The sequence below is a fragment of the Edaphobacter lichenicola genome (assembly GCF_014201315.1).
GTDB classification, from domain to species: domain Bacteria; phylum Acidobacteriota; class Terriglobia; order Terriglobales; family Acidobacteriaceae; genus Edaphobacter; species Edaphobacter lichenicola_B.
Genome location: NZ_JACHDY010000003.1, coordinates 115,889 through 137,171, shown reverse-complemented (window position 1 = coordinate 137,171; position 21,283 = coordinate 115,889). Strand labels below are relative to the sequence as shown.

Below are 21,283 nucleotides of genomic sequence, written 5' to 3'. Positions count from 1 at the left end.
TTTTTGCCTTCAAATCTCACGCGTCATGGCATCCGGTCAGCACAGAAAAAGGTACCCTCAGACTCAAACGATCGATCGCAGCCTGAACCAGTTCTCGCACCTTCAAGGGCGTGACATCAAGAAATCGGGCCACCTCGTTCTCCGAGGATCGCAGAACGAGCTTCAGCATAAATGCCAGCCGCGGTAGGTCAGGCAACTCGCCAAGAGTGCTCGGTAGATAAGTAGCATTCTCGTCGTCTTCCTTGCATCCCAGTCTTAGCCCGGCAATCGCCTGCGTAATCAGGGTCTCTCGCGCTTGGCTGTAGGCCAGCATAGGCGTCATTGCATCAAAAGGAATCGCGTCTAGCTCTGCCATAGTGCGTAGAATCGCCTCTTCAACTAACCGGTGGTCTGCCACCAGATACCAGGCAAGCGTAGCGAACTCGTCCAGATGTTCGAGGAACAGTAAGTACCAGGCAGCGTTCCTCCCAACCCTGCTGGACAATTGGGATTCTCGTAGAACCGCATGCGGCGTAATGAATGAAGTCGACATAGTTGCTCTCCCGCTACCTAACCGTTAGTGCACCTGACAACGCACTGCATCTCCTCAAGCGGCTCGCTGATTCAGTTCCAAGGTTTTGCCGATGTGCAGAGTCTTAGCTCTCGCGACTCGCACGCTGAAGAGCTCCAGCATCTCATTGGTAGTGTCCTGCACACGAGTATTCGGTCGGTGCAGGCTTCGAGTTCCTTTCGCAACGAGCCTGCACAATAGATAGCGGTTCGGCTCACGAGCCAACGCTTCGAAGATCAGTTCAGAACGCATAGGCAACTCCCTCTAATGATTTGCACCGTTCTCGCGATCGCCCATTGCTCTTGAATGAGAGGCGTTGCTTCCCTCGGCGTTACTCTTCAAACTTCCATTGCAGGTTTGATACGCGACGCCGGGATTTCGCTTCTCTTTCCTTTTGTTTTTCTATGAAAAAGTAGCGATTTTCGACAAGTTGGATCAATCGTTGCCGACGCAAGCTGAGTTATCACAGGCAAAAGCCATCCAAGCCGTGAAAACAGCACCCCATTTGGCGCAAAAAAAACCGCCCATTCAGGCGGCTTCTCAATCTATCGTTTAGAAATTAGCTAGCTGCTCTTACCCTGTGCCGAAGCAATCTTCTCCTCCGCCTTCCGCGTAATCGCGTTGGCTTCGTCATACTTTTCGCCATCGTCGCCTGCCTCACTCCAGAGCTTCTGCCCCTCTTGAAGCTCCTTCTGGGCCTCTGCGGTGTCAATCTCATTGGGATGCAGCGCGGTCTCTGCCAGGATTGTCACTCGCTCCGGCAGCACCTCCACAAAGCCCCACGCCACGAAAAACTTCTGATCGCCTGAGCTACCACCATGTAACCGCACCTCGCCCGCACCAAGCTCTGCAAGCAGGGGCGCCGCACCATACAGCGCTTCCAGATAACCGGACATCGACGGCAGTTCCACCGCCTCCGCCGTCGCATCCAGCAGAACACGGTCCGGCGTAACCAGCCGAACCGCTAACAACCCCGAATTGCTCGTCGTCTCTGCCATTGGTTATGCCGTCTGCTTCATCTTCTCTGCGGCTGCAATCACGTCTTCGATTCCGCCCTTCAGATAGAAGGCCTGCTCCGGGATATCGTCGTGCTTGCCTTCAATAATCTCCTTGAAGCTCCGAACCGTATCCGCAACCTTGACGTAAGCTCCCGGAATACCCGTGAAGATCTCAGCCACATGGAACGGCTGCGACAGGAACCGCTGCACCTTACGCGCACGCGCCACGGTGATCTTGTCCTCTTCCGAGAGCTCGTCGATACCGAGAATCGCGATGATGTCCTGCAGATCTTTGTAACGCTGCAGAATCTTCTTTACACCCTGCGCCACATCGTAATGCTCCTGGCCAACAACGCGCGGAGACAAGATGCGCGAGGTCGAAGCCAAAGGATCGACGGCCGGGTAGATACCAAGCTCAGACAGTGGACGCGAAAGCACCGTGGTCGCATCCAGGTGAGCAAAGGTTGTCGCCGGTGCCGGGTCGGTCAAGTCATCAGCGGGTACGTAAACAGCCTGCACCGACGTGATCGAACCCTTCTTCGTCGAGGTGATCCGCTCCTGCAACTCACCCATCTCAGTCGCAAGGTTGGGCTGATAGCCTACGGCCGAAGGCATACGGCCAAGCAGCGTCGAAACCTCAGAACCCGCCTGGGTAAACCGGAAGATATTATCGATGAACAGCAGCGTATCCGCGCCCTCTTCATCGCGGAAGTGCTCGGCAACCGTGAGCCCAGTCAGCGCCACGCGAAGGCGCGCCCCCGGCGGCTCAGTCATCTGTCCATAAACCAGCGTCGCTTTGCTCTTCGGCAGATCCTTCAAGTCGATAACGCCAGACTCCTGAAACTCCACCCAGAGATCGTTGCCTTCACGAGTACGCTCACCCACGCCCGCAAACACCGAGAAGCCTCCGTGCTGGCTTGCGACGTTGTTGATCAGCTCCTGAATGATGACCGTCTTGCCGACGCCGGCGCCACCGAACAGACCGATCTTGCCGCCCTTCAAGAACGGCTGAATCAGGTCGATGACCTTGATCCCGGTCTCGAACATCTCTTCGCTGGTTGACTGCTCGTCAAACGCAGGTGCCTGCCGGTGAATCGGCAGGTGGACCTTAGCGTTGACAGGCCCCAGTTCATCCACAGGCTCACCGAGCACATTCAGCACGCGGCCGAGAGTCTCGCGGCCCACCGGCACCATGATGCCCGAACCGGTATCGATCGCCTTCATCCCGCGAACCATACCTTCAGTAGCGACCATCGCGATGCAGCGCACGCGGCCTTCGCCAAGATGCTGCTGAACCTCAACGACGACATCCAGCGGGGTGGGTACAACGAAGCCTTCGCTGACGATGCGGATCGCCTGAAAGATAGGCGGCATGTGCGACTCTTCGAATTGAATGTCAACGGCCGGTCCGCTGATCGAAATTACTTTGCCAATATTCTCTGCCATAGGTCTCTTTCGTTGTCGCAGCCGCTGTACTTATAGAGCAGCCGCGCCACTCACAATCTCAATAATTTCCTTCGTAATTGCCGCCTGACGTACGCGGTTCATGGTGAGGCTCAGGCTGTCGATCAGGTCGCCTGCGTTCTTGGTCGCAGCATCGGTAGCCGTCATGCGCGCTGCGTGTTCTGCAGCAGTGGACTCCAGCAAAGCATGAAAGATCACCGTCGTCACATACCGCGGCATCAGGTGCCGAAAGAGTCTCTCCGGTGACTGATCGAAGATGTAGTCGACATCAGCGGTGCCAAACTTCTTGGCCTCCTCTTCCATCTCGCTGGCTTCCGGAACATGAACGCTGATGCCTTCCGACTGCGCTGCCCGAACAGCCGCATCGCGCTCTTCCTGGGTCGGTTCCTGAGAAGACTCAACGTTGTGAGCTCCAAGCTCGACAATCGGCAGCAGCTTTTCTACGACAATTCTCTGCTGCAGCACCGACTTGAACTCGTTATAGACGAGATAAACCGAGTCGATCTCTGACCGTTCGTAACGTTCGATGATGGAGTGCGCCAGCTTGGAGACAGCCTCAAACTCGGTTTTAACCAGAAGGTCCGGATGCTCGGCCGCAACTTCGATCTGTGCTGCGCGGTGACGGATCGTGTCGTAGTGTATCGCGAGATCGTTATCGTAGTGCTCTTCGGTCTTCTCGTAGTCCGCAGCGGGAAACTTCCTCTTATAGAAGCCAATCGCCTTCTTGCCAATGGGCTCAAGATCGATGTTCTGTCCTCTCGCGACGCGAGTATCGATGAACTTCTGCGCTGCTTTCCCAACATTGGAGTTGAAGCCGCCCGCAAAACCCTTGTCGCCGGCGATCACAACGACGAGCACGTTCTTCTCTTCGCGCTCGATCAGCAATGGATGAAGAATCTCGCCAGTCTGCTCGTTATAGATATCGGTGCGACGCACCAGGGACTCCAGCACATTGATAAGCATCTGCGCATAGGGTCGTGCCTGCATGGCACGCTCCTGCGCCCGGCGCAGCTTAGCCGCCGAGACCATCTTCATGGCCTTCGTGATCTGCCGCGTGTTCTTCACACTGCGGATGCGACGCCGTAAATCGAGTACGTTTGCCATGGTTTACTTAGCCGCAGCCGTCTCTTTCTTGTCCTTGCGATCCGCCAAAAAGTTCCCCTTGTACTCTTTGATCGCCGCCGTCAAACGAGCCTTCAGATCATCGTCCAGAGCCTTCTTGGTGGCGATGTCTGTCAGAATCGCGGGCTGTGCCGACTCAAGATAAGGATAGAAGCCGTCCTCAAACGCCCGCAGATCGCTAACCTCTACGTCATCCAGAAGGCCGTTTACACCAGCGAAGAGGATCGCAACTTGCTTCTCCGCGCTGAGCGGCTGGAACTGCGGCTGCTTCAGCAGCTCTGTCAGGCGCTGTCCGCGGTTGAGTTGTTGCTGGGTCACCTTATCAAGGTCCGAACCAAACTGCGAGAACGCAGCCAGCTCGCGATACTGCGCCAGATCAAGCTTCAGCGTCGCACCCACCTGCTTGGTCGCCTTGATCGCCGCCGAGAAACCCACGCGCGACACAGACAGTCCAACGTTGACGGCAGGACGAACGCCGGAGTTGAAGAGGTCGGTCTCAAGGAAGATCTGCCCATCGGTGATCGAGATCACGTTCGTCGGAATGTAGGCGGAGACGTCGCCGGCCTGCGTCTCGATGATCGGAAGGGCGGTGAGCGAGCCGCCGCCGAGCTTGTCGGAGAGCTTGGAACTGCGCTCGAGCAGACGCGAGTGGAGATAGAAGACGTCGCCGGGGTAGGCTTCGCGGCCAGGGGGACGGCGGAGCAGCAACGAGATCTCGCGGTAGCTGGCGGCGTGCTTGGAAAGATCGTCGTAGATTATCAGCGCATGCTTGCCGGAATCGCGGAAGTACTCGCCCATGGCGGTCGCTGCGAAGGGAGCAAGGTACTGCATCGGCGCCGGCTCAGACGCAGTCGCGGCGACGACAATCGTGTAGGCCATCGCGCCGTGCTCTTCCAGCGTCTGCACTACCTGCGCCACCGATGAACGCTTCTGCCCGACCGCGCAATAGATGCAGATCAGGTTATTCTTGGCCGAATTGATGATCGTGTCGAGGGCGATCGCAGTCTTTCCGGTCTGGCGGTCGCCGATCAAAAGTTCGCGCTGGCCGCGACCAATTGGAATCATCGTGTCGATCGCCTTGATACCAGTCGCCATCGGCTCACGCACCGACTGACGATCGATAACGCCAGGAGCAAGCCGTTCCACTGGCAGATACTTGTCGGTATTAATCGGTCCCTTATCGTCGATAGGCTGCCCCAGCGCATTCACAACGCGGCCAATCAGAGCCTCACCGACCGGCACGGACATGATCTTGCCAGTACGCTTTACCTGATCGCCTTCGCTGATCTCCGTGTAGTCGCCCAGCAGCACCGCACCGACCTGATCTTCATCCAGGTTCATGGCAAGACCCGCAACGCCGTGAGGAAACTCGATCAACTCACCGGCCATCACTTTATCCAGCCCGTGGACACGCGCAATACCGTCGCCCAGCGAGATGACCGTTCCAACCTCATCCACCTGGATGCGCTGCTCAAAGTTCTCAATCTGCTGGCGAAGCAGTTCTGTTATCTCATCCGCCTTGATCTGTGCCATGTCTTCCTTCTACTCGATTCGTGTCAAATCTTCAAAAACTTAGCGCCGTCACCGGCAAGGCTCTACGCGTTCACAAGCTTCTGCTTCAACTGCTGCAACTGTCCCCGGATCGACCCGTCATACACCGTGGAACCAAGCCGCACCACAGCTCCACCCAACAAGGTTGCATCCTGGAGATAGGTGGCTCGAACGCGGCCCCCCGCAAGCTTCGCAACTTGAGCCTCGAGCTCGGCACGATCCTGATCGTTCAACGGCCGGGCGCTCGTAATCTCCGCCTCAGCCATGTTCGATTGCTCATCGGCAAGGACGTGGTACTCCTCGAGAATCTCGTTCAATTCATCGAGACGCTGATGATCCATAATCACTGCAATAAAATTTCGAACCTGCGGGAACATCCCGATGCGTCCCGCAATCGCATCGAGCACCTTCAGCTTCTGTTCGTTCGCAATCGACGGATTCATCAAAACTTCCCGCAGGTCATGACTACCCGCGAACGTTCCGCTGAAATCACCGAGCTGTTGTTGTGCCGCAACGGCATCAAGATGCGCCGATGCAGCCACTGCGGCAAATGCATGTGCATACCGCAACGAAAGGACAGACATCAGTTTTGTCCTTTCTTCGAATCGTCGCCTGTCAACCGCTGCGCAAAACTCTGCACCAACAGACGATCCGTCTCCGCCGTCACCACCAGCTTGCGTGCTGCCTGTTCGATAGCAAGCTCTGCCGCGTACTGCTGTATCTGTCGCTGCGCAAGAGCAGTCGCGGCAGTAATTTCCTGCTCCGCCGCCGCCAAAATCTTTTGCTTTTCTTCTTCCACGCTAGCCGCAATGCGCCGCTCATCCAGCGCGGAGTCTTTCTCTGCCTGAGAGCGCATGGCAGCGATCTGACCGTCCAGCTTGCACAGGCGATCCTCTACACTGCTCAACCTGGCATTGGCATCTTCGGTCGCAGTACGCGCATCCACCAGCTGCTTCTGAATCGATGTGTTCCGATTACGAAAGGTCTTCGGCAACGTCTTCGCCAGAAACCATCCCACGAGCGCTGCCAGAACCACAAAGTTGGCAACCGTAAACGCCGTAGCCGCCTGTTCAGCGTTCAACCCAACCTTCGCCCCGAGAGCACGCACCGTGGCCGAATGAAGATACTTGTCGTTCTCATCTTCTTCCTGCTGATTCTTCTCGGACGACTGCGTCTCGGAGGCGCTCTGTCGTTCAGTGCCCGCGCTGGGAACACTCGCATCCTGCGCCTTTCCATGACGTAACGGAACAAATAGAAGGCCAATCAAAACAGCAACAGGCAAAAGTCTCTTCACAAAAGAAGTCTTCACTGCGCAACCTCCGCCGCATGAACCCCAGCCGGAAGCACCGCATTGAGAATCCGCGAGCTCAACTCTTCGCTCATTCCTGCAATCTGAAGCCGCGCCTCATGAGCGCTCTGCTCAATCTCTTGCTTGGCTCCATGAACTCGGTCGTGGGTCTGCTGACGAACCTGCGCAAGCGCCGCCTCCCGCTCCGCATTCCACTGCTTCAGCTTCTTATCGCGCATCTGAAAGATCTCAACCCTGGCGTGGCGCAGCTTCTCTTCGTAGGCTGCGGTCTCCGCTTCAGCTGCGGCAATCGCCCTCCGAGCCTGCTCGATAGCACCTGAGGTACGGGCGCGCCGCTCAGCCAGCACGCGATCCAGCGGACGTCGAACAAGCAGTCCATAAGCCGCCACCAGCAAGATAAACAAGACCATCGTCGGCACAGAGCCGAGCACAAGTCCACCGAGTTGATTCAGTATCTGATCCATGAATGGGGTCGGCCGGGGCCGCTTGAAAGTCCTGTCGTGAGCGGTCTCACACCGCTACTCTGTTCCAGAAAACACTGGCGCAGACGCTGCATGATAGTTCGAGGTACACCTAGTTTTAGCAAAGCGATTACAAGGGTGTCAACCGAGCTTCTAATGAATATCGGCCATTACGGGCGATATCCGCACACGCCTCACCGCCAATCCGCTGAGTCTATTATTTGAACGTTTCCTTTGACTTCCTCCGGCAAAGGACTAGACTTGGAGATACCACCTGGACCCTAAGCTCTGGGTCACATAGGTCGCGTGATTGGGGACACCACCTCCGCTCCCCGTCAGGCGGCCTATGCTAGTTAACAGCGCTTTTATTCAACCACCCGCTCCCGAAATCTCCTGAACCTGTTCAGCAGAGAGGCAGGCCCTCGCGCCGTAACGTACGCAAGATTCCCCTCGAAGCGCTTTCCCGCCACAACCGCCCCGGCCTCCAGTGCGGCCAGTACTGCCCCCTCTGACTGCGGCAGACGAAACTGCATCTCAATCAGCGGATCAACCACCAATGCACCATCGATCGCGGCCAGTAAGTGATCCAGCCCCAGCTTTTTCAGGCCGGAGACAGCGATACTTCCCGGCGCTCCCATGGGCATCCCTTCGTCATTCCCAACCAGATCGATCTTGTTCAGCACCTCAATCACAGGCTTCTTCGAGACGTCCAGCTCAGCCAATACCTTCTCCACCTGAGTCTTCTGCTCGTCCACCATGGGGCTCGAAGCGTCGCGTACATGAAGCAGCAACTCCGCGCGCTCTACCTCCTCCAGCGTCGCCCGAAAGCTGGTAACCAGCGTATGGGGCAGATTGCGAATAAATCCCACCGTATCCGACAGCAGAATTTTCCTCCGCGAAGGCAACGTCAACTGCCGCAGCTTGGGATCGAGCGTAGCAAACATCCGCGAGGACTCCAGCACTCCCGCCTCGGTCAGCGCATTGAACAACGTGCTCTTTCCTGCATTCGTATAGCCCACCAGCGCAACCACCGGCACCGGCACCGCCTCTCTCCGCTGCCTCTGCTGCCGGCGAATCCGCCGCACCGACTCCAACTGTTCCTTCACATGGTCAATGCGCAGATTGATCTTCCGTCGATCCGTCTCCAGCTGCGTCTCACCCGGTCCACGCGTCCCGATACCGCCGCCCAGCTGCGACATCGACTTCCCGCGTCCAGCCAGCCGGGGCAGCTGATACTCCAGTTGGGCCAGCTCCACCTGCAGCTGACCCTCCCGCGTCCGCGCATGCCTTGCGAAGATATCCAGAATCAACTGAGTTCGGTCGATAATCCGGCAAGGCAGCTTCGCCTCCAGATTTCTCAACTGCGACGGCGATAGATCATGATCGAACAGCACCAGGTCGGCCCCGGTCGAGGCAATCACGCCCTCGATCTCCTCCAGCTTGCCCTGCCCCACCAGCGTCGCCGGATCCGGCCTCGGCCGCCGTTGAATCAGCGTCGCAGCCACCTCAGCCCCCGCGCTTCTCGCCAGCTCTTCAAACTCCGCCAGCGAAGCATCGAAATCAAGGTCAGCCACCGCCTTAGGCGCTGCGGAAAGATCGACGTCCTCCAGCGCAGTACCAGCCGAAACAGCAGCTGCAGTCTTTGCCAGTCTCGCCGCAGCAGTCAGCTTGCGCCGCTCTCCGGTAAACTCCACGGCAACCAGCACCGCGCGCTCCGCCTGGGGCAGACCACCACGCCCATGGCGCATCGCCGCCTCTTGCGCCTCCACCAGACTGCGCCTCGCAGGCTTCCTTCCATCCCTCTTCACATCTTCAGTTGTCAACGGCTAGCGGCCTTGTGTCCCTGTCGCCTCTTGTACTGGCCCACCGGCAGGGGCTGAACCTACCGTCGCCCGCACCTCTGGCTTCGCATCGCTCCGTATATCACCATGCGTCCCTGCTCGCCCACTCACCACGGTCGAGATCGCATGTTTGAAGATCAGCTGTTCCTGGCTGTTGTTCTCCAGCAATACCGAGTACTTATCGAACGACCGAATCTTCCCTGTCAGCTTCACGCCGCTTACCAGGTAAATCGTGATCGGACTCTTATCTTTTCGCACTGTGTTGAGAAAAGTGTCCTGAATGTTCTGTGCCGGCTTTGATTCCATGGGGCCGATCTCCTTTGTTCAAGTGTTCATACTGCGATGAGGTTCTGCCGTGACCCATCGGCTTCAGAACAAAACTCAGCACAAATGCCAAGTCTGAAGCCAAGACTGTCAACAATACGAGCATCGACGGCAATAATCAACCTGCCCCGTCACATAGTAGAGACGAGCGCAATACTTCGTTAGACGCATTGCAAGACGGAACGAGAGTCTTTCGCAGTCTCCACAGCGACATACGACCGATATACCATGGCAGATGTGATCATCCGCAAGCCGCAACCCGTTCCAATGCTTGACTTCTCCCGCCAGTTCGCCACCCTTCGGCAGGAGATCCTCGACTCCATCGAAGCCGTCTGCACCTCGCAGCGCTTCATCCTCGGCCCCCAGGTCACCAGCTTCGAGCACGCCGCCGCCACTGCCTGCGCGGCCCCTCACGCCATCGGCTGCGCCAGCGGCACCGACGCCATCTGGCTTGCTCTCGCAGCCGGAAACGTCGGCCCCGGCGACGCCGTCATCACCACCCCATTCAGCTTCTTCGCCACCGTCAGTGCCATCCTCCGCTGCGGTGCCACGCCTCTGCTAGCCGACATCGACCCCACCACCTTCAACCTCTCAGCCCCGGCCGTCGAGAAACTCCTAGACTCCCCCGCAGGCCGCAACGTCAAAGCCGTCCTTCCCGTTCACCTCTACGGCCAATGTGCAGACTGGGACGAATTCACAGCGCTGAAACAAAAGCACAACCTCCTGCTCATTGAAGACGCCGCCCAGGCCTTCGGAGCCACGTGGAACGGCGTACCGGCCGGAGCATTAGGTGACGCAGCCGCCTTCAGCTTCTACCCCACAAAAAATCTAAGCGCCATGGGAGACGCCGGCCTCGTCACCACCACCTCAGCCGCAATCGACGACCACGCGCGCATCCTCCGCTCCCACGGCATGCGCCGCCGCTACTATCACGAGGAGATCGGCTGGAACTCCCGCCTCGACTCCATCCAGGCCGCCGTCCTCGAGGTCAAACTCCGTTACCTGCCTAAATGGAACCAGCAGCGCCGCGACCACGCTCGCCGCTACGACCAGCTCTTCCACGAAGCGAACCTCGCCGCAGACAACATAGACAAAGACATCGTCCTACCCATCACCGACCCGCGCGCCGGCCACGTCTTCCACCAGTACGTCATCCGCGCACCCCGCCGCGACGAACTCCGCCAATACCTCACCGAGTGCAAGATCGGCAGCGAGATCTACTACCCAGTCCCGCTGCACCTGCAGACCAGCCTCTCTCATCTCGGCTACAAGCAGTGCGACTTCCCAATCAGCGAAGCCGCTGCCCAAGAGGTCCTCGCCCTCCCCATGTATCCCGAGCTACGCGAAGACGAGCAGCAAACCGTAGTCGACACAATAGCCAGCTTCTATCAGTAACAGCCCGCAGCAATCATCCGCGAAAGTCCACACCAGTTGCCACTAAACGTAAGCCACGGCATTACTCACCTCGCGAGACCAATTCAGAAGCCCCTACCGCTTCTTCTTCCCTTTACCGCCCTTGCCCGCCGCGCCCTTCTTCTTCTCCGACACCGGCTCCGGATGAGCCTCCCCAGGCGCTGTCGTTCCCGGCTGTATCACTCGCCGCACCAGATTGCTCTCCAGCCGATACGTCTTCACCACCGTCTTGCCCGGCACAATCGCACCCGTCACAGGATCAGGAACCACCGGCCCGGCATCATCCGACAGCACACGATACGAGAACGTCGGCGCCGGAGTAGTAGCCGCTGGCAACTTGCCATAAGGATCAGTAGCCGTCGTCACCGTAACCGGCAGATATCCCTCAATATTCCTGTCGCGATACCCCGTCTCATAGCGATGCTTCTTTACATTCCACGTAAAGACGCGCACCTGATCGAAGTCATAGGTCAGCCCTGCCTTATACGGACTCAACACCGTCACGTAGATCGGAATATTCTTGTCATCCTGCTCCGCCTCCGGATCGTTCACCGTAGTAAGAACATACGAACCCACAATCCTTTGCCCTTCGGAGTACCGCGTAATCGCATCGGGAGCGTCAACATCCATCATCCTGCTAAAAAGCCACCCCGTATCGCCCTTGGAGTCGCGCACCAGCCACCAGTCCTCCATCACCGGCGCCGCAGGTTCGTCCGGCACTGCCGGAGCAACAGCCTTCACACCCTTCCCCGCCGAACCAGTTGTGGTCGCAGTCGCTGGAACTGGAACAGGTGCAGCCTTCGCCACCCGAGTTCCCGGCGGCAGAGGCTTGGCCAGCGTAGCGCGAGCCAGCAGCTTCAGCTTCTCACCCTCCGCCAGCCGGAAAAACCTCTCCGTGTCGCGGCCCGGCTTGGCGTGCATATAAACCTCATCCCGCACCACCGCCGAGGCAACCACCGGATCAGCCTTATGATCCTGCTTCAACTTCTCAAACTGATCGAAGACATCCTGGGTCGCAACCACCTTCTCGTCGATCCAGCCCTGCTCCCCCTTGGCCGTCTGGACCTTCACAAACCGCCGTCCATGATCGAGCACCTCAAGCCGGTCGCCGTTCTCCACCGTAGCCGTCCGATTGGAGACCGCCGCCACCCGGTCGCGCAGAAACGTCTGCTTCGCCGTCACGTACACATACTGAGCCGCCGGCTTAGGCCGCAGCCGCGAGCACCCGCTCCCGCCCACCAAAAGAACCGAGACCGCCACAAAGCCGCAAATCCGCGAAAAGCACCGCACGAAACCGAATTGTCCAGATGAAGAAACGATAGCCTTGAAACTCCGCGTCACAACGCACCACTTCCTCCATACTAACGGCGGCCTCGCTAAATCCATAGCATCGCGGCATCAACTCCAACACCTCTGTCCATATCGGGAACAACTAGTGTGTCAGCGCAACCGCGACAGCCCCAGCAGGATCGGCATCGGTGGCGATACTGGTCGCCCGATCGAGCTTGCCCGGCGTCGTAATATCGAAGCTGTACATCGTCAGATCCGGACTACCCCCCACCGATGCCGCCAGCAGATACTTGCCGGTTCGATCGATCCCCAGCGACTGCACCGACGTCCCACTCTGATAGGCCGACCCGCTCAGGGGCGTCAACGACAAAGCCGCAGGAGTAGCCCCCGCGGCAATCGTGTAACCAGAGATCGTGCCATCGGTACGATTCGCCGCGTAGACATAGGTGCCCGTACCATCCAGCACTATAGACACAGTTCCGCTCCCCGCCGCAAACGGCGACCCCGTAACCGAATTCAACACTCCCCCCGATCCAATCGCGTAGACACCAATTCCCCCACTGGTCCCACTTCGCGCAATGTAGAGATAAGCAGTCTTGGGATCGACCGCCAGCCCAAAATCGCCCGTGCTCGCATTCACATTGACCAGGCTCTGCACCTGCGTTGCAAGACCTGTTGTTGTGTTGAACGAGAACACAACATCGCCACCGGTTCCAAGCGCCGCAAAGATCAGCGTCCCATCCGGCGACACCTTCACCATCGAAGGTTGCCAGGGCCCCGCCCCAGCATGAAGTGAATACGTAGGCGACCCCACGTCACTCAACGCTCCCGTCGTGGAGTTGATCTGGTAGATATCAAGTTGCTGGGTAAAACTATCCAGCGCAATCAGCCACTGCCCATCCGGCGAAACTGCCAGCGAAGCCGCCGTCACCAGATTCTGCACCGCGCCGCCGCTCGGTGCGCTCAATGATCCATTCGAGTTGATCAGATACAAGCTGATCGACGCTTGCCCCGCGATATAAAGAAACGCATCATTCGGAGTCACAACCTCAGCAAAAGGCTGCGACCCAAGCGCGATCGGCGAGTTACTCACCGCCGTCAAGGTCGCCGTCCCCACCACAAATCCACTCACAGACTTCGTCGTCTGATTCACCACATACACCTGATTCCCAGTCGCTCCGGTCCCGCCACCAGAGTTATTGACCGGAGGAAAGAATCCCGTACATCCCGTAAAGACCGGCAACATCAACGCAGCGCCCACCACTGCCCAACGCACGAAACTTCCCCGTCGTTCCATCGTCACAAAGCCTCATCTCTATCTTCGCAGCAGCCGCAGCCAACGCAGAATTAATTCAATAAACGTTCCTCTATAATTTTCGCAATGCACCCCTCGAAGCTTTTACATCCTCTGCCTCTGGCCGCACTCCTGCTCATACAAACTCTTCCCTCTCAGTCACAAGCACAACCGGCTCACTCCTTCGACGCAGCAGCCCGGCAAACAGCATCGCTCTCCGTCGCACTGCAACAGGAAGTTCACGCAGATATGAACTTCCTCGCCGACGATGAACTTCACGGCCGCGGCTCAGCCACCCGCGACGAGCACATCGCCGCCCTCTTCGTAGCCTCCCAACTCCAATCCCTCGGCCTCGACCCCGGCGGAGACAACGGCACCTTCCTCCAGAAGTCCCCCCTCCCCGATCCTCTACCAGCAAGAACCCAGCAGCGCATCGCAAAGTTTCAGGACATCCCCCGCAAAGAGACCTGGAACGCCATCGCCATCCTGCGCGGAACCACCTCACCTAACGAGGTCATCCTCCTCACCGCACACCTCGATCACCTCGGCATCGGTCCCGCCAACGCAGCCGGCGACACCAACTACAACGGAGCCGACGACGACGCATCCGGCACCACCGCCGTGTTGACCCTGGCCCACATCCTCGCCAACGGCCCACGCCCCAAACGCACCATCGTCTTCGCGCTCTTCGGCTCCGAAGAGCTCGGCGGCTTCGGCAACCGTGCCTTCCTCGCCCGCCCACCTGTGCCACTGGCCAGCATGGTCGCCAACCTCGAGTTCGAGATGATCGGCCGCCCCGACCCGGCCGTCCCCGCCGGAACCCTCTGGCTCACCGGCTTCGACCGCTCCAATCTCGGCCCCGAGCTGGCAAAACACGGTGCCCACCTGGTCAACGATCCTCACCCCAAAGAAAACTTCTTCCGCCGTTCCGACAACTACGCGCTGGCTCAGCAAGGCATCGTCGCTCAAACCGTCTCCAGCTACGGCCTGCACAAGGACTACCACCAGCCCAGCGACGAGATCCGCACCATCGACTTCACCCACATGACCAACGCCATCGCCGCCATGATTAATCCCATCCGCTGGCTGGCCGACACCTCGTGGAAGCCCGAATGGAACCGGGGCCGAAGGCCCGAAGCCAATCCCACCGGCCCAACGCCTTAAGACGTCCTGCTGGACGGGCCTCCTGCGCGGAGGGCGGTCACTTCGTGACGCGTATACCGGTCAAGGCAGGGTCATGAGCATTGCTCCTCCCGTTGGTCGGCACGATCTTTCCTCCGAGCATCGCGAGGACCCATGCAATTGGACCCAGCAAGACAAGGTATACAAGTCACGAAGTGACCGCCTCGCGCGCAGCGAGCCCGTCCGGCAGGACATATCCTCCAAAAAGAAAAGAGCGGCCCGCAAAGGGCCGCCCTTTATGTAACTAAAATAGTTACTTACGCACCAACCAGCTCTTCCTTCTTCACAATCTCTTCAATCTTGCGTCCGATAGCCTTGGCAACGCCTTCGCCATACTTCGGATCGCACTTGTAGAAGTGATTGATCTGCAGGTCCTGAATCCGCGTCTCCACCTGCCCCAGGCCGGCCGCGATATTCCCGCACAGCCGCTCCTGCGCATCCGGTGTCATCAGACGGAACAAGTTTCCCGGCTGCGTGTAGTAGTCGCCATCATGCTCGCGATGGTCATACCGTCCCACGGTCGCCGTGTTGTACGTCACAGGACGCTCAAGGTACTTCTTATCCTGCGTCGGTCCGCCAAAGCTGTTCGGCTCGTAGTTCGGACCACTGCCACCGTTCTCTCCGTAACGCATGCTGCCATCACGGTTGTACGTGCTGTAGGGGCACTTCGCCTCATTGATCGGAAGCAGGTTATAGTTCACCCCGATGCGATACCGGTGTGCATCCGGATAGCTGATCAATCGGCCCTGAAGCATCTTGTCCGGCGAAAAACCCATGCCCGGAGCAACGTTCTTCGGATCGAACGCCGCCTGCTCAACCTCAGCAAAGTAATTCTTCGGGTTGCGATTCAACTCCAGCTCGCCGATCTCGATCATCGGATAATCCGCATGAGGCCAGATCTTCGTCAGGTCAAACGGATTGATGTGGTACGTCTCCGCCTCAGCCTCCGGCATGATCTGGATCTGCACCGTCCACTTTGGAAAGTCGCCCTTCTCAATCGCGCTGAAGAGATCGCTCTGCGAGTGATCCATGTCCACAGACTTCATGTGGTCGGCCTCTTCGCGAGTGAAGTTCTTAATCCCCTGCTTCGTCTTGAAGTGGTACTTCACATAGAACAGCTCGTTCTTCGCATTGATCAGCGAGAACGTGTGGCTGCCATACCCATTCATGTGGCGATATCCATCGGGAGTGCCGCGATCCGAGAACAGAATCGTCACCTGGTGCAGGCTCTCCGGCGAAAGCGACCAGAAATCCCACATCATCTTCGGCGACTTCAGGTTCGTCTCCGGATCACGCTTCTGCGTATGAATGAAGTCCGAAAACTTCAAAGGGTCGCGGATAAAGAACACCGGCGTATTGTTGCCCACCAGGTCCCAGTTCCCCTCTTCCGTATAGAACTTCAGCGCAAACCCACGCGGATCGCGCTCAGAATCAGCCGAACCCTTCTCGCCGCCAACGGTCGAAAACCGCAGAAACGTCGGCGTCTTCTTGCCCTTCTCAAATACTTTGGCGGTCGTGTACTTCGCCATATCCGGATTAGTACAGGTAAAGGTGCCATGCGCCGCCGAACCCTTCGCATGAACCACACGCTCAGGAACACGCTCACGGTTGAAGTGCGCCATCTTCTCAAACAGCAAATAATCCTCAAACACGATCGGTCCACGATTACCCACCGTGATCGAGTTCTGGTTATCGCCAACCGGTCGTCCGGCATCGGTAGTCATTTGCTTGCTCTTCAAGTCTTCTGCCATAGTTCACCTCTTACACTCGTTAGGAAAATCGCCCTAAGCCTGATGGCACTTCGCACAAATGCCAATCACATCCACTGCATACCGCTCCACCAGAAAGCCGCCGGGCAGTTTGTCCTGCTTCGACACCAGCCCAAGCTCTTTTTCTCCAATGTCGGTAATCGCCTTACACTTCGAGCACACCATATGGTGATGCGATTCATCATTCATCTCTACGCGCAGCGAGCCATGGTGCATGCTCACCTCGCGAAAGACGCCGCTCTCCACAAACAGATGTATGTTTTTGTAAACGGTAGCCAGCGAGATTGCTGGCACCTTCTTCTTTACCTGCGCATAGACCTCTTCCGGACTCGGATGGCCATGCATCGTCTTCATAACTTCGTACAAGACCTGCCGTTGGTGAGTCACAGCAATGCCATTCTCCTGGCAGAGTTTGCGAAACGTTCTGGCCTCGTTCACCAACATGAGAGAAGTATAAACGATAAAGATTATCGTCCGATAAGTTTAGTTATCCACAGAAGATCAGGCTTCCACCCAAATCTAGTTCAGCCGCTCCGTCTTGCCAAACCTCGAATCCAGAGGCTTTCTCCCCTCAAAACCCTCTTCCTCGGTATGCCAGTGCGTAATCGCCGGCTCGCCCAGCTTCCAGCAAAGCAGCACCGTTCTCCCATCCATTAGATAAGGAAAGTCCAGCAGTCCCTCCTCGAGATCCTTCACCTGAACCCCGATCGAGTCGATCTCAGCCACCGTATCCTTCGCCAACTGCACTGCTTTATCCCGCTCCGCCCGGCGTCGAGCCGCAACGCTCACATCCACATGCATCCCACCAGACAGAAAGATCCTGTGACTCAACTGTTGCATCTCGTACTCAAACTCCGCGGCCCGGGCCTGTCCCTCCCGAGCCTTTCTCAGCAGAGCTTCTACTACTGGCAACAGCGTCTGTGCCTCGCCCAACGTAAACGTCTTACTCAAATCCTGATCTCCAGCATCCTGTTGAGCGCAACGCGCGCCCACTGCTTCACATCATCGTCCACCTTGATGCGATTCACAACCCGTCCCTCAACCAGATTCTCCAGAGCCCACGCCAGATGCTGCGGAGAGATCCGGTACATCGTCGTGCACAGGCACCCCGAGTCATCGAGCGTAATCACCCGCTTGCCCAGCGGCGCAAACCGCTTCGCCAGCCGGTTCACCAGGTGAATCTCCGTCCCAACCGCAAAGCTCGAACCCTCCAGTGCGCGCTCAATCGCCTGAATAATGTGTTCGGTCGAACCCACATCATCCGCCTTCTGGCAAACCTCCCAACGGCACTCCGGGTGCACGATCACCTGCATCCCCGGCTCCTCCCGGCGCACCCGATCAACATGCTCCGGCAGAAACCGCTGATGCACCGAGCAGTGTCCCTTCCACAAGATCACCTTAGCCGCCTTCAACCGGTCAGGACTAACCCCACCATTAATCTGATAAGGATCCCAGACCACCATCTCGGTCAGCGGAATCCCCATCGCAAACGCAGTATTCCGCCCCAGGTGCTGATCCGGCAAAAACAAGATCTTCCCCGCACGCGCAAACGCCCACTCAAACGCCCCACGAGCGTTCGAAGACGTACACACCAATCCACCCCGCTCGCCGCAGAAAGCCTTGATCGCAGCAGCCGAGTTCATATAGGTCAGCGGAATCATCCCACCCGACGCTTCATCGGTAACCCCCGCGCGCTCCAGCGAATCCCAGCAGTCTTCCACCTGCCCAATCTCCGCCATATCCGCCATCGAACAGCCAGCATTCAGATCCGGCAGAATCACCTGCTGCCACGGCCGCCCCAGCACATCTGCCGTCTCCGCCATAAAGTGCACGCCGCAAAACAGCATGTACTTCGCATCCGTCTCGGCCGCCACCTTCGAAAGCTTGTAGCTGTCCCCGGTAAAGTCGGCAAACCGAATCACCTCGTCCCGCTGATAATGATGTCCCAGCAGAACCACATCGGTGCCGAGCTTCTCGCGTGCAGCGGCAATCCGGGCATCCATAGTATGGTCCGGCTGCGCAAGGTAGTTGTCTAAGGAACACGAATCTGCAACGTTCTCCGCCACGGCCGCAGCCGGTGCGATCTCCAATAGTCCGTTCAAGGTACTCCGCCTTCAGTCTCAAAAGGTCATATGGCAGCGGCTAAGCCGATACCGTCTTTTCGCCTCTGAGACGGGGATGTTGAAAGCATGCACTGCTTGAGTTGCAGTGGATTCACTGTGCCGGCCTCAACCGCCACCCAACCCACGGGGATGTTGCAACTCCTACCACTTCATCACTTGTGATCCGTCAGATCACTCGTTCGTACAATTAGACACACGCTGTAATCAAAAGGTGCGCTTTTCTTCGAACGATCCTGCTGCCTACACTAGAAATCTTACAACAGCATCAACGCCCTCCATCCATTTGTTCCGTCAACTCGTAAGCCGTATCATGGGACTGACTTATGCCTAGCTTTCAGGACAGCGCCGTCATCTTCTTCCTCGCCCTGCTTCTCTTCGGCCCGAAGAAGCTGCCCGAGCTCGCCCGTCAACTCGGCAAGCTCATGGCCGAGTTCCGCCGCGCCTCCAACGAGTTCCGCATGCAGATGGAAGACGAACTCCGCGTCGCCGACCAGGAAGAGCAGCGCAAAAAGATCGCCGCCATGGAGGCCGCTGCGCCCGTCACACCAGCAATAGCAACGCCAGCCATAGACGCTGGTGAAAACTCCATCGCACCGCCCGCACTTACCGAAGCCTCCGCCTCAGACGTAACCCCCGAACGCATCGCCCAACTCACCCAGGAGCTGGTGGAAGACCATCCACACATGCCGCCTCCGCCCTCCACGCCTCTACCCATCGCAACCTCCGGTGACCTCAACCTCATGCCACCCTCCACCGGCCTCCCCGTCAGTAACTCGGCCCTCTCCCCGGTCCTCGACGCCATCCCCCACGCAACCGAGCCCGAATCACCATCCGAAGTAGTCACCAGCGAGGCCACCCACCATGGCTGATCTGGTCGACAGCGTTCGTGCCGCCGTCACCGACCGCGCCGAACTCCCAGGCATGAGCCTGATGGAGCATCTCACCGAGCTCCGCAAACGCCTCATCCACGCCACCGTCTATCTGCTCATCGGATTCGCCGTTGCCTACGCGTTTCACGAGCGACTCTACGGCCTCGTCCAAAAACCGCTCGACGATCTCCACATCGCACTCAACTTCACCCACCCCACCGACGGCCTCAACCTCTACCTCAAAACCGCCCTCCTCGGTGGTGCGATCCTCGCCTCTCCCTTCATCCTCTACCAGCTCTGGCTCTTCATCTCGCCCGGCATGTACGCCAACGAGAAGCGCTACGTCGTCCCTTTCATGGCCGCAACCATCGGACTCTTCATGGCAGGAGCCTGGTTCGGCTACCACTGGGTACTCCCCGGCGCCATCAAAGTCCTCGTCCTGGACTTCGGCAAAAGATTCCACCCCATCCTCACCATCGAGGACTACACCCAGTTCTTCCTAGCCGTAATCCTCGGCCTCGGCATCTGCTTCGAACTGCCCATCCTCATCTTTTTCCTCTCGCTCTTCGGCATAGTCGACGCCAAATTCCTCATCAAGCACATCCGCTACGCCATCCTCGTTATCTTCCTCATCTCGGCCATCATCTGTCCTTTGCCCGACCCCTTCAGCATGATCCTCTTCGCCAGCCCCATGCTCGTTCTCTATCTCCTCGGCGTAGGCGTCGCGTACTTCGTCCATCCATCCCGTCGCAAACCCAAAGAGGCCAGTAAAGCCGCATGACCCGACGCCAACCCCTCCTCCTCGCGCTGCTTCTCGCCCTCCTTGCACCTGCGATCAACGCCCAAAGAGCCACATCCACTCAGTTCAGCGGACAAGCTGCCTACAACCTCACCAAACAGCTCCTCGACGTAGCCCCCAAGCGCTTCAACGGCTCTCCCGGCCACGCCAAAGCCGAAGAGTTTTTCAAGCAGCACTTCGCTCCCGAAGCCGCGAAAGGAAACTTCATCGCCGACACCTTCACCGCCACCACCCCCGCCGGCCTCCAGACGATGACCAACTACCTCGTCAAATATCCCGGCAAAAAAGACGGCATCATCGTCCTCGCCTCTCACTACGAGACCAACTACTACCTCCGCGACATCAACTTCTACGGCGCGAACGACGGTGCCGCCACCTCCGCGCTCCTCATCGAAATAGGCAACATCCTCCGCGCCCACCCACCCGAAGGCTACTCTGTCTGGCTGGTCTTCGACGACGGCGAAGAGTCCGTCAGCGGCAAATGGTCCGGCGCTGACTCTCTCTACGGCAGCCGCCATCTCGCCGCGAAATGGTCTCAGGATGGCACCCTCGCGAAAATCAAAGCCCTCCTCGTCGCCGACATGATCGCCGACAAAGACCTCAACATCGACTATGTAGAAAACTCCACCCCGTGGCTGCTCGACCTGCTAAAAGTCGCCGCAAAGAACACCGGCCACTCCGCCAACATCTTCAAGTACCGCGAGGCCGAGGAAGACGACCATCTCCCCTTCGCGCAGCGCGGCGTACCGGTTCTAGACGTGATCGACGCCCACTATGGCCCCACCACAGACGCCATGCCCGACGGCTATCACCACACCGACAAGGACACCCTCGACAAGATCAGCGCCCACTCCCTGCAGATCTCCGGCGACATCTTCCTCGAGATGATCCGCTTAATCAACCAGCGCCCATAAAGATGATGCC

At 58.1% G+C, this 21,283-nt stretch carries 21 protein-coding genes; 5 read left to right on the top strand and 16 right to left on the bottom strand.

What is annotated here, in order from left to right; genetic code table 11:
* Positions 1-16 precede the first annotated feature (16 nt).
* The 10 genes from HDF09_RS11860 to hfq all read right to left on the bottom strand — a co-directional run bounded on the left by HDF09_RS11860 (position 17) and on the right by hfq (position 9,602).
* Positions 17-532: a hypothetical protein gene (locus HDF09_RS11860; RefSeq protein ID WP_183766497.1), complete on the bottom strand. Its 516-nt coding sequence runs from the start codon at positions 530-532 to the stop codon at positions 17-19.
* 581 nt (positions 533-1,113) lie between these two features.
* The gene (atpC, locus tag HDF09_RS11855; protein WP_183766495.1) at positions 1,114-1,548 is read right to left on the bottom strand and encodes an ATP synthase F1 subunit epsilon; all 435 of its coding nucleotides are present in this window, start codon (positions 1,546-1,548) and stop codon (positions 1,114-1,116) included.
* 3 nt (positions 1,549-1,551) lie between these two features.
* Positions 1,552-2,994: a F0F1 ATP synthase subunit beta gene (atpD, locus tag HDF09_RS11850; protein ID WP_183766493.1), complete on the bottom strand. Its 1,443-nt coding sequence runs from the start codon at positions 2,992-2,994 to the stop codon at positions 1,552-1,554.
* Between the two features lie 30 nt (positions 2,995-3,024).
* Positions 3,025-4,116, bottom strand: a complete 1,092-nt coding sequence (locus HDF09_RS11845) for a F0F1 ATP synthase subunit gamma (protein WP_183766491.1) — start codon at positions 4,114-4,116, stop codon at positions 3,025-3,027.
* 3 nt (positions 4,117-4,119) lie between these two features.
* Positions 4,120-5,667 carry a F0F1 ATP synthase subunit alpha gene (atpA, locus tag HDF09_RS11840; RefSeq protein WP_183766489.1) on the bottom strand — a complete coding sequence of 516 codons (1,548 nt, stop codon included), beginning with the start codon at positions 5,665-5,667 and terminating at the stop codon, positions 4,120-4,122.
* A gap of 62 nt (positions 5,668-5,729) precedes the next feature.
* Complete coding sequence (atpH, locus tag HDF09_RS11835) at positions 5,730-6,269, bottom strand: ATP synthase F1 subunit delta (protein WP_183766487.1); 540 nt, start codon at positions 6,267-6,269, stop codon at positions 5,730-5,732.
* Positions 6,269-6,979, bottom strand: a complete 711-nt coding sequence (locus HDF09_RS11830; RefSeq protein ID WP_311719346.1) for a F0F1 ATP synthase subunit B — start codon at positions 6,977-6,979, stop codon at positions 6,269-6,271. Before HDF09_RS11830 ends, atpH begins: the two co-directional genes overlap by 1 nt.
* 11 nt (positions 6,980-6,990) lie before the next feature.
* Positions 6,991-7,458, bottom strand: a complete 468-nt coding sequence (locus HDF09_RS11825) for a F0F1 ATP synthase subunit B family protein (RefSeq protein WP_183766483.1) — start codon at positions 7,456-7,458, stop codon at positions 6,991-6,993.
* A 362-nt stretch (positions 7,459-7,820) separates the two neighbouring features.
* Positions 7,821-9,203: a GTPase HflX gene (gene hflX / locus HDF09_RS11820; RefSeq protein ID WP_260181301.1), complete on the bottom strand. Its 1,383-nt coding sequence runs from the start codon at positions 9,201-9,203 to the stop codon at positions 7,821-7,823.
* 78 nt (positions 9,204-9,281) lie between these two features.
* Positions 9,282-9,602, bottom strand: coding sequence for an RNA chaperone Hfq (hfq, locus tag HDF09_RS11815; RefSeq protein ID WP_183766481.1), 321 nt, complete (start codon positions 9,600-9,602; stop codon positions 9,282-9,284).
* Positions 9,603-9,848: 246 nt separating this feature from the next.
* On the opposite strand from hfq, the gene HDF09_RS11810 reads away from it, so the two are divergent.
* The gene (locus HDF09_RS11810) at positions 9,849-11,015 is read left to right on the top strand and encodes a DegT/DnrJ/EryC1/StrS family aminotransferase (RefSeq protein ID WP_260181236.1); all 1,167 of its coding nucleotides are present in this window, start codon (positions 9,849-9,851) and stop codon (positions 11,013-11,015) included.
* A gap of 93 nt (positions 11,016-11,108) precedes the next feature.
* On the opposite strand, the gene HDF09_RS11805 is transcribed toward HDF09_RS11810, so the two are convergent.
* Positions 11,109-12,293, bottom strand: coding sequence for an SH3 domain-containing protein (locus HDF09_RS11805; RefSeq protein ID WP_183766471.1), 1,185 nt, complete (start codon positions 12,291-12,293; stop codon positions 11,109-11,111).
* A gap of 172 nt (positions 12,294-12,465) precedes the next feature.
* Positions 12,466-13,620: a lactonase family protein gene (locus HDF09_RS11800; protein WP_183766469.1), complete on the bottom strand. Its 1,155-nt coding sequence runs from the start codon at positions 13,618-13,620 to the stop codon at positions 12,466-12,468.
* Positions 13,621-13,866: 246 nt separating this feature from the next.
* On the opposite strand from HDF09_RS11800, the gene HDF09_RS11795 reads away from it, so the two are divergent.
* Positions 13,867-14,781, top strand: coding sequence for a M28 family peptidase (locus HDF09_RS11795; protein ID WP_183766467.1), 915 nt, complete (start codon positions 13,867-13,869; stop codon positions 14,779-14,781).
* A gap of 275 nt (positions 14,782-15,056) precedes the next feature.
* Here HDF09_RS11795 and HDF09_RS11790 read toward each other — a convergent pair whose 3' ends face one another.
* The 4 genes from HDF09_RS11790 to nadA form a co-directional block, all read right to left on the bottom strand.
* Positions 15,057-16,523, bottom strand: a complete 1,467-nt coding sequence (locus HDF09_RS11790) for a catalase (protein ID WP_311719341.1) — start codon at positions 16,521-16,523, stop codon at positions 15,057-15,059.
* A gap of 60 nt (positions 16,524-16,583) precedes the next feature.
* On the bottom strand, positions 16,584-17,012 hold the full coding sequence (locus HDF09_RS11785) for a Fur family transcriptional regulator (RefSeq protein WP_183766463.1): 429 nt from the start codon (positions 17,010-17,012) through the stop codon (positions 16,584-16,586).
* A gap of 75 nt (positions 17,013-17,087) precedes the next feature.
* A complete protein-coding gene (locus HDF09_RS11780; protein WP_183766461.1) occupies positions 17,088-17,519 on the bottom strand; it encodes a DUF2203 domain-containing protein in 432 nt (143 codons plus the stop codon).
* The gene (gene nadA / locus HDF09_RS11775) at positions 17,516-18,571 is read right to left on the bottom strand and encodes a quinolinate synthase NadA (protein ID WP_433977740.1); all 1,056 of its coding nucleotides are present in this window, start codon (positions 18,569-18,571) and stop codon (positions 17,516-17,518) included. The genes HDF09_RS11780 and nadA overlap by 4 nt, the downstream gene beginning before the upstream one ends.
* A gap of 443 nt (positions 18,572-19,014) precedes the next feature.
* Here nadA and HDF09_RS11770 point away from each other — a divergent pair, with 443 nt between their 5' ends.
* Genes HDF09_RS11770 through HDF09_RS11760 form a run of 3 tightly spaced genes read left to right on the top strand, consistent with a single transcriptional unit; the run spans position 19,015 to position 21,273 of the window.
* A complete protein-coding gene (locus HDF09_RS11770) occupies positions 19,015-19,560 on the top strand; it encodes a twin-arginine translocase TatA/TatE family subunit (RefSeq protein ID WP_183766459.1) in 546 nt (181 codons plus the stop codon).
* Positions 19,553-20,341, top strand: coding sequence for a twin-arginine translocase subunit TatC (tatC, locus tag HDF09_RS11765; protein WP_183766457.1), 789 nt, complete (start codon positions 19,553-19,555; stop codon positions 20,339-20,341). The genes HDF09_RS11770 and tatC overlap by 8 nt, the downstream gene beginning before the upstream one ends.
* Entirely contained in the window at positions 20,338-21,273 is a 936-nt protein-coding gene (locus HDF09_RS11760) for a M28 family peptidase (RefSeq protein WP_183766455.1), read from the top strand. Before tatC ends, HDF09_RS11760 begins: the two co-directional genes overlap by 4 nt.
* The last annotated feature ends 10 nt before the right edge of the window (positions 21,274-21,283 follow it).